Here is an 8,735-nt window from a genome sequence, read left to right on the forward strand (position 1 = left end):
TTCCGACTCTATCAGATCCTTTTCCGATCCGATTTCCTCGGCGCTTTCCAGGTTCCCGCTTTTGTTTCGCGGTTTCCTTTCCGGCGGTTCCGACTTTATCAGAAGATCTGAGTCGGTTTTTCCGCCCCTCCGGGTCGGCCCGGCGCACGAAGCGGCTGGGTTCCCCTGCTGGCGGAGCCGTAAACGTACTGGAGCGGGGCGCCTCGATGCAAATCGAGGCGCCCCGCTCCTAGTTCACCCGCACGAGGTGTCAAACGTCCACCACGACCGGGAGGATCATCGGCCTGCGGCGATAGGTGTCGGAGACCCACTTGCCGAGCGTGCGGCGGATGAGTTGCTGCAGCTGGTGCGGCTCCACGACGCCGTCCTGGGCCGAGCGTTCCAGGACCTCCGTGATCTTCGGGATCACCTCGCCGAAGGCGGAGTCCTCGATGCCGGAGCCGCGGGCCTGGATGTGCGGTCCACCGCTGATCTTGCCGGTGGAGGAGTCCACCACCACGAAGACCGAGATGATGCCCTCGTCACCGAGGATCTTGCGGTCCTTCAGCGCCGGCTCGCCGACATCGCCGACGGAGAGCCCGTCGACGTACACGTAGCCCGCCTGCACCTTGCCCGCGATCTTGGCCTTGCCCTCGACGAGGTCGACCACCACACCGTCCTCGGCGATGACGATCCGGTCGTGCGGAACGCCCGTCAACGCACCGAGCTCCGCGTTCGCCCGCAGGTGGCGCCATTCGCCGTGCACCGGCATCAGGTTCCTCGGGCGGCAGATGTTGTAGAAGTACAGCAGTTCGCCGGCCGAAGCATGGCCCGAGACGTGGACCTTGGCGTTGCCCTTGTGGACGACGTTGGCGCCCCAGCGGGTCAGACCGTTGATCACGCGGTAGACCGCGTTCTCGTTCCCTGGGATCAGCGAGGAGGCCAGGATCACCGTGTCGCCGTCGACGATGCGGATCTGGTGGTCGCGGTTGGCCATGCGGGACAGGGCCGCCATCGGTTCGCCCTGAGAGCCCGTGCAGACCAGGACCACCTCGTGGTCGGGGAGGTCGTCGAGCGTCTTGACGTCGACCACCAGGCCCGGGGGGACCTTGAGGTAGCCGAGGTCCCGGGCGATGCCCATGTTGCGGACCATCGAGCGGCCGACGAAGGCGACCCGGCGGCCGTACTCGTGGGCCGCGTCCAGGATCTGCTGGATGCGGTGCACGTGGCTGGCGAAGCTCGCCACGATGATCCGCTTGCGGGCGCTTCCGAAGACCTGGCGCAGGACGTTGGAGATGTCCCGCTCGTGCGGGGTGAAACCGGGGACTTCCGCGTTTGTGGAGTCCGTGAGCAGAAGGTCGATGCCCTCCTCGCTCAGGCGTGCGAACGCATGGAGGTCCGTGAGGCGGTTGTCCAGCGGGAGCTGGTCCATCTTGAAGTCACCGGTGTGGACGACCATGCCGGCCGGGGTGCGGATGGCGACGGCCAGCGCGTCCGGGATGGAGTGGTTGACCGCGATGAACTCGCAGTCGAAGGGGCCGACGCGCTCGCGGTTCCCCTCCGCCACCTCGAGGGTGTACGGGCGGATGCGGTGCTCCTGCAGCTTGGCCTCGATCAGGGCGAGGGTCAGCTTGGAGCCGATCAGCGGGATGTCCGGCTTCTCGCGGAGCAGGAAGGGGACACCGCCGATGTGGTCCTCGTGGCCATGCGTGAGGACGATGCCGTCGATGTCGTCGAGGCGGTCCCTGATGGACGAGAAGTCCGGCAGGATCAGGTCGATTCCGGGCTGCTCCTCCTCGGGGAAGAGCACTCCGCAGTCGACGATCAGGAGACGGCCGCCATACTCGAAGACCGTCATGTTTCGGCCGATCTCACCGAGACCGCCGAGCGGCGTGACCCTTAGGCCGCCTTCGGTGAGCGGCGCGGGCGGGGCGAGTTCAGGATGCGGATGACTCAAAAGACTCTCCTCACCACACGCGCCACGTACCGGTGGGCACGTGGCGCGCGTGACGTTCGTGCGTGTAGCAGTTGTCGTTGTGGGATGCAGGCAACCGGTGGCCTGCCTATTCAGTTGTGAAGCCTGGGTGGTGCCAAGTCTGTTGTCAGAGCTGTACCCCGCCGGCGGCAAGATCGATCTTGAGCTGCTCGATCTCTTCCGGCGCGCACTCGACCATGGGGGCGCGCAGGGGCCCGGCAGGCAGCCCCTGGAGGGCGAGCGCGGCCTTCGTCGTCATGACGCCCTGCGTGCGGAACATGCCCGTGTAGACGGGGAGCAGCTTCTGGTGGATCTCCGTGGCCTTCTGTACGTCGCCGGAGACGAATGCGTCGACGAGGGCCCGCAGGTCGGGCGTGACGACGTGGCCGACGACCGAGACGAAGCCGACCGCGCCCACGGAGAGCAGCGGCAGGTTGAGCATGTCGTCGCCGGAGTACCAGGCGAGGCCGGAGCGCGCGATGGCCCAGCTCGCGCGGCCGAGGTCGCCCTTGGCGTCCTTGTTGGCGACGATGCGCGGGTGCTCGGCGAGCCGGACCAGCGTCTCGGTGTTGATCGGGACGCCGCTGCGGCCGGGGATGTCGTAGAGCATCACCGGCAGGCCGGTGGTGTCGGCGACTGCCGTGAAGTGCCGGTACAGGCCCTCCTGCGGGGGCTTGTTGTAGTACGGGGTGACGACCAGGAGGCCGTGCGCGCCGACGCGCTCGGCTTCGCGGGCCAGCTCGGTGCTGTGGTGGGTGTCGTTCGTGCCGACGCCGGCGACCACGTGGGCCCGGTCGCCGACCGCCTCCAGGACCGCCCGTACGAGGTCCGATTTCTCCGCGTCGCTCGTGGTGGGGGACTCTCCGGTGGTGCCGTTGATGATCAGGCCGTCGTTGCCTGCGTCCACCAGGTGGGTGGCGAGCCGCTGTGCGCCGTCGAGGTCGAGTGCGCCGTCCGCCGTGAAAGGCGTGACCATGGCGGTGAGGACCCGCCCGAAGGGGGTCTGCGGAGTGGAGGTCGGAGCCATGGGTAACACGCTACTCGCTGCTGATTACGAGGTCTGCCCTCGGGGTGCGGGATAAGTCCGGACAAATGCGGAGCCCGGTACTGCCTGCTCGGGGGTTCAAGCAGTACCGGGTCCGTTTGATCAGGCTAGATGAACTTCGCCAAATGCCGCAATTGGGACACCTCGCGAGGCTGACCCGTACATGTGTGCTCCGCCGGGGAACGGTGGTGCCTCACGGCGCCACCCGCCCGTTCGCATTGAAGGCGGCGTACGTCAGCGGCATGAGCTTCGCCCACTCCGCCTCCATCTTCTCACCCACCATCTCGATCTCCCGCTGCGGGAAGGACGGCACCTTCGCGAGCTCGTGCTGGGTGCGAAGGCCGAGGAAGTGCATCAGCGAACGGGCGTTGCAGGTGGCGTACATGGAGGAGAAGAGCCCGACGGGCAGGGTCGCGCGGGCGACCTCGCGGGCGACGCCGGCCGCCAGCATCTCCTGGTACGCGGCGTAGGACTGCCGGTACGACTCCTCCATCGCGGCGGTGACGGCCCCGTACTGTTCGGGAGTGCCGTGGACGAACTCGTACTTGCCGGGGCGTCCCTGCTGGACCAGCTTGCGGTCCTCTCCGGGAACGTAGAAGACCGGCTGAAGCTCGCGGTAGCGTCCGGACTCCTCGTTGTACGAGTTGTGTACGACGAAACCGTCCGCGATGAAGTTGTGGTGCGGCGGCGGCATCGAGATGTCGTAGGTCATCTCCTCCCCGTCGGGGACGACGGAGACGACAGCCTCCCAGCACACCCCGTTCTGGAGCGCGCTACGGCGCACTTCGACCGGCATTCCTTCGCCGTTGGTCTTCCGCTGATGACACGGCTTGCATGCCGGCCGCAGGTTCGAGACGTCGAGGGCCTTGGTGAGATCGGCGTCCACCGGGATGACGTGATCCAGTTCCAGGTCCTGGGCCTCGAACTTCTCGTCGCAGATGTAGCAGAGGTCCCTCGGGGCGATGAGCCGGGCTCGCTGCTCCGTGGTCCAGATCTGGATGCCCTCGCGCAGGCGCTCGGGGATGCCCTGCCGTTCCCCGCTCCCCACCCGGCCCAGCCGCCCGACCCGGTCGCCAACGCGCAGATCGCCCGCGCGGACCCAACCGTCGGGCGTCCATACCCGGTGGTCCGCGGTGCACCGCAGCGCCTTGCCGTTGGTGGTCGACACCTTGATGATCGCTTTCACGCCGGATTGGAAGACGTCCACCATGGGCGCCTTCTCCGCCAGCCCCGTCTCCAGGTTGATGGTGTCGGCCAAGAGGTTCGCGTCAGACTTCAGCAGGCGCGTGCTCCCCGGGGAATCAGGTACACCGACCTTCCAGTCGCGATAGACGTCCGCGATGCGTTTGGCTTCGCCGTTGTTGGTGGTGCCGACGCTGATCATGGTGTCCCCCGGGAGACACCATCCGACCCGGTGCCTCATGAACTCGCGGAAGACGAAGATCGGGGCGCTGATGAAGAAGGTCATCGAGTTGTGCTCGAAGGGGCTGCCGTGCCGGTCCCGCATGAGGTAGTTGATCAGGCCCTTGGAGCGCTCCGGATCCTTGTTCAGCTCCTCCAAGGAATGCTCGCCGGCGGTGGAGACGCGGGCAGCCCACAGCACGTCGGAGTCGGCCGCGCTGTGCTTGACCAGCTCGACGGTGACGTCGCTGCGGAAGCTGGGCTTGAGGTCGTCGGCGGGGGTGTCGGTCACGGCTCGGAGGGTCCTTCCATCACGTCTCTCGGGCGGCGCCCACTCTACGGCCCGGCACTGACAACGGGGCGTTCGGTACCGGGTCGCGACATACGCCGGCGAATTTCTGTGAATTCGGTGAAACCGGGCACCTTTTGGGGCACTCGCCCGTCTGTGTGAGTGACAGTCACTCATGCGACTCCGAGAGGAGAGGTATCGGCCATGTTTCGTCGGCGCGAGCCCGTTCCGTTCGCCTTCGTCGCGGAGGCCGACAGGTTTCGCAGCAATGTCGCTCCCCCGCCGCGCGAGCGGACGTCCGCCGGTCAGATAGCCGGGCGCTGGCTGCTCGGGATGACCATCGTGGCCGCGCTCGTGGGCTCGCTGGTGCTCGGCATGCCGGCGCTGTCGACCGACACCCATTCACCGGCTCAGCAGTCACAGGCCTCCCAGGGGCACTGACTCCATCGGACCCCCGAGAGTGGTGAGCGGGGACACAGGCGGATAACCTCACCGGGCACAGCCCACGCATGGATCGAGTGAGGACCAGCCGTGCCCCTGCCCTTCCTGACGGCCGACCGCGCTTTCGAGACAGCCGACGACCTCGCGCTGCCCTTCGACGACCGCGACCGCTGGCGGCGCCCCTACCGCCCCGGGCCGTGGCGTGTGGGGACGGCGGCGCTGTTGCTGCTGTTCGCCTCGTTCGTGCTGTTCGCGGCCGTCGTGATCGCGCTCACCGCGTCGGTGTCGGAGGCCGGGGTGATCCTCGGGATCGCGCTGGTCGTCATCCTGGGCGCCCTGCGGCTGCTGCGCATGGGTGTGTGGGTGAGCGCGCGGGGGCTGCGTCACGTCGGTTTCGTCAGCACGCGTACGACCGCGTGGGAGCAGATCGTCGCCGTGCGGACGGTGCAGCAGCCGGTGCGCTGGCTGGGACTGCCGCGGACGGTGCAGGGGCAGGCGCTGGTCCTGCAGCGAAAGGACCGGGCCGCGCAGGACGCGCCGCTGCTGATGACGACGCACAACGCCGACTTCGTGGGCCGGGCCGGGTCCTTCGACCGGGCGGCGGACACCATCGAGGCGTGGGCCGCGGAGAACCGGCGGGGCTGACGTCGAGGGGCGTACGCGCACCCGACGGTCGTACACACGAAGGCGCCGGACCGCGAAGTGCGCGGACCGGCCCCTTCGTGTTCGCCGACGTGGGCGGCGGAGGCCAGGGCCTCTTGCGAAAGTCCCGCCTCCCCCGCGACGCCCGGCACGCTCCCCACGCTCGAACAACCTCGCGCGGGGGACCCCTATGCCGCCGCAGGGCCCGCCCTTCGGGCGGACGCCGGGACCTTCGCGACAGGCGCCCTAGACCAGCCCTAGACCAGCCCTAGACCTCGATCGTCCTGCCCTCGTGCAGGGCGATCGCCCGCTGCATCGCCTTGCGCGCCCTCGGGGTGTCGCGGGCGTCGTGGTAGGCGACGGCGAGGCGGAACCAGCTGCGCCAGTCGTCGGGGGCCGCCTCCGTCTCGGCCTTGCGCTTGGCGAAGACCTCGTCGGCGGAGTCGCGGTCGATCCGGCCGCCCGGCGTGCGCTTGAGCTCGTCGACGGGCAGGCCGCCCTCGGCGTCGAGTTCGGCGGCGAGCCGGTTGGCCTTGCGGACGAACTGGGTGTTCTTCCACAGGAACCACAGGCCGATGACCGGCAGGATCAGCACCGCCACACCGAAGGTGACGGTCACAACCGTGCCGGACTCGATGAGCATGACGCCGCGGCTGCCGACCAGGACGAAGTAGAAGACCAGGACGGCGGCGGTTATCGCGTAGGACAGCTTGGCGCGCATGGCGGTGTCAGCCCAGGTCCAGGAAGTGTTCCAGCCCGAAGGTCAGGCCCGGGGTGGTCACCACGCGGCGCGCGCCGAGCAGGATGCCCGGCATGAAGCTGCTGTGGTGGAGGGAGTCGTGGCGGATCGTCAGGGTCTCGCCCTCGCCCCCGAGCAACACCTCCTGGTGGGCGAGCAGACCGCGCAGGCGGACGGCGTGCACGGGGACGCCGTCGACGCTGGCGCCGCGCGCGCCGTCCAGGGCCGTCTCGGTGGCGTCCGGCGCCGGGGCCGTGCCCGCCGTGCGCCGGGCCTCGGCGATGAGCTGGGCCGTGCGGGTGGCCGTGCCCGACGGGGCGTCGACCTTCTTCGGGTGGTGCAGTTCGACGACCTCGACGGACTCGAAGTACGGCGCGGCGATCTGCGCGAACTTCATGGTCAGGACGGCGCCGATGGAGAAGTTGGGCGCGATGAGGACGCCCGTCTCCGGGGAGGCGGCGAGCCAGCCCTTCAGCCGCGCGAGGCGGTCGTCGGTCCAGCCGGTGGTGCCGACCACCGCGTGGATGCCGTGGCCCACGCAGTACTCGAGGTTGGCCATCACCGAGTCCGGCGTGGTCAGTTCGACCGCCACCTGGGCGCCGGTCTCGGCAAGGGTCTCCAGCTTGTCGCCCCGGCCGAGGGCGGCCACCAGCTCCAGGTCCTCGGCCGCCTCGACGGCCCGTACCGCCTCGGAACCGATGCGGCCCCTGGCACCCAGGACCGCCACGCGCAGCTTGCTCATCTTCTTGCTTCCTTAACCGAGAACCGAGGTGGATGCCGAGGCCGATCCGGGGTGGATCAGGCGACGGCGTCGTGCAGCCGGGACGCCTGCTTGTCCTTGAGCGGGCCGATGACCGACAGCGAGGGCCGCTTCCCCAGGATGTCGCGGGCGACCGAGCGGACGTCGTCCGGGGTGACCGACGCTATCCGGCCCAGCATGTCGTCCACCGACATCTGCTCGCCCCAGCACAGCTCGCTCTTGCCGATGCGGTTCATCAGCGCGCCGGTGTCCTCCAGGCCGAGGACGGTCGAGCCGCGCAGCTGGCCGATGGCGCGGTCGATCTCGTCGTCGGACAGACCGTGCTCGGCGACGTGGTCGAGCTCGTCCCGGCAGATCTTCAGCACGTCGTGGACCTGGGAGGGCCGACAGCCGGCGTACACGCCGAACAGGCCGCAGTCGGCGAAGCCGGAGGTGTACGAGTACACGCTGTAGGCCAGGCCGCGCTTCTCCCGGACCTCCTGGAACAGGCGGGAGGACATGCCGCCGCCGAGGGCCGTGTTCAGCACGCCGAGCGCCCAGCGCCGGTCGTCCGTGCGCGCCAGGCCCGGCATGCCGAGGACGACGTGCGCCTGCTCGGTCTTGCGGCCGAGCAGTTCGACGCGCCCCGCGGTGCGCAAGGCACGCCTGCCGTCGCGCGGGGCGAGGGGCGTGGCGTCGGGGTTGGTGAGGGCTCCCGCCTTCTCGAAGGCGGCGCGGACCTGTCGTACGACCTTGTTGTGGTCGATGTTGCCGGCAGCCGCCACGACCAGGTGGGTGGGGTCGTAGTGCTTCTTGTAGAAGCGGCGGATGCGGTCGGCGGTGAGGGCGTTGACGGTGTCGACCGTGCCGAGGACGGGGCGGCCGAGGGGGTTGTCGCCGAACATCGTGTGCGCGAACAGGTCGTGCACGCAGTCGCCCGGGTCGTCCTCGGTCATGGCGATCTCTTCGAGGATGGCACCGCGCTCGACGTTGACGTCCTCTTCGAGGATCAGCGAGCCGGTGAGCATGTCGCAGACGACGTCTATGGCGAGCGGCAGGTCGGCGTCGAGCACGCGCGCGTAGTAGCACGTGTACTCCTTCGCCGTGAACGCGTTCATCTCGCCGCCGACCGCGTCGAGGGCGGAGGAGATGTCCAGGGCGCTGCGTTTCGAGGTGCCCTTGAAGAGCAGGTGCTCGAGGTAGTGGGTGGCACCGTTGAGGGCCGGGGTCTCGTCGCGGGAGCCGACGTGCGCCCAGATGCCGAAGGTCGCGGAGCGGACGGAGGGCAGCGTCTCGGTGACGATGCGCAGGCCGCCCGGGAGGGTGGTCTTGCGGACCGTGCCGATGCCGTTCTCGCCCTTGATCAGGGTTTGGGTACGGGCGAGGGGCCCCGCCGCGGGGGTGGTGGGGGGGGGGGCCCGGGGGGGGCGGCTGGGGCATTTGGGGGGTGGGGGGGAGTTGCGGCGGGGTGGCTGGGCGGATAGG

At 69.0% G+C, this 8,735-nt stretch carries 8 protein-coding genes and 1 pseudogene; 2 read left to right on the forward strand and 7 right to left on the reverse strand.

The genetic code is table 11. The features are described 5' to 3' along the window. Positions 1–250 precede the first annotated feature (250 nt). From ABZ453_RS49360 to ABZ453_RS49375, 4 genes and pseudogenes are all read right to left on the reverse strand, one after another. The gene (locus tag ABZ453_RS49360; RefSeq protein WP_359026390.1) at positions 251–1,936 is read right to left on the reverse strand and encodes a ribonuclease J; all 1,686 of its coding nucleotides are present in this window, start codon (positions 1,934–1,936) and stop codon (positions 251–253) included. A 145-nt stretch (positions 1,937–2,081) separates the two neighbouring features. Further along, entirely contained in the window at positions 2,082–2,981 is a 900-nt protein-coding gene (dapA, locus tag ABZ453_RS49365; protein WP_359026392.1) for a 4-hydroxy-tetrahydrodipicolinate synthase, read from the reverse strand. 211 nt (positions 2,982–3,192) lie between these two features. Next, positions 3,193–4,422, reverse strand: coding sequence for an FAD-dependent thymidylate synthase (gene thyX, locus ABZ453_RS49370; protein ID WP_359026402.1), 1,230 nt, complete (start codon positions 4,420–4,422; stop codon positions 3,193–3,195). Beyond that, a pseudogene (locus ABZ453_RS49375) lies at positions 4,402–4,692 on the reverse strand (FAD-dependent thymidylate synthase); the annotation flags it as partial. The pseudogene ABZ453_RS49375 and the gene thyX, both read right to left, overlap by 21 nt. Positions 4,693–4,893: 201 nt before the next feature. Here ABZ453_RS49375 and ABZ453_RS49380 point away from each other — a divergent pair. Both ABZ453_RS49380 and ABZ453_RS49385 read left to right on the forward strand, forming a co-directional pair. Next, positions 4,894–5,130: a hypothetical protein gene (locus tag ABZ453_RS49380; RefSeq protein WP_359026394.1), complete on the forward strand. Its 237-nt coding sequence runs from the start codon at positions 4,894–4,896 to the stop codon at positions 5,128–5,130. Between the two features lie 90 nt (positions 5,131–5,220). Beyond that, a complete protein-coding gene (locus ABZ453_RS49385; protein ID WP_359026396.1) occupies positions 5,221–5,775 on the forward strand; it encodes a hypothetical protein in 555 nt (184 codons plus the stop codon). A 265-nt stretch (positions 5,776–6,040) separates the two neighbouring features. Here ABZ453_RS49385 and ABZ453_RS49390 read toward each other — a convergent pair whose 3' ends face one another. Genes ABZ453_RS49390 through ABZ453_RS49400 form a run of 3 tightly spaced genes read right to left on the reverse strand, consistent with a single transcriptional unit; the run spans position 6,041 to position 8,617 of the window. Next, entirely contained in the window at positions 6,041–6,493 is a 453-nt protein-coding gene (locus tag ABZ453_RS49390) for a hypothetical protein (RefSeq protein WP_359026398.1), read from the reverse strand. Positions 6,494–6,500: 7 nt separating this feature from the next. Continuing rightward, entirely contained in the window at positions 6,501–7,253 is a 753-nt protein-coding gene (gene dapB, locus ABZ453_RS49395) for a 4-hydroxy-tetrahydrodipicolinate reductase (RefSeq protein WP_359026400.1), read from the reverse strand. A 56-nt stretch (positions 7,254–7,309) separates the two neighbouring features. Next, complete coding sequence (locus ABZ453_RS49400; protein WP_359026404.1) at positions 7,310–8,617, reverse strand: pitrilysin family protein; 1,308 nt, start codon at positions 8,615–8,617, stop codon at positions 7,310–7,312. Between the last annotated feature and the right edge of the window lie 118 nt (positions 8,618–8,735).

Source organism: Streptomyces sp. NPDC005799 (assembly GCF_040630525.1).
Lineage (GTDB): Bacteria > Actinomycetota > Actinomycetes > Streptomycetales > Streptomycetaceae > Streptomyces > Streptomyces griseorubiginosus_B.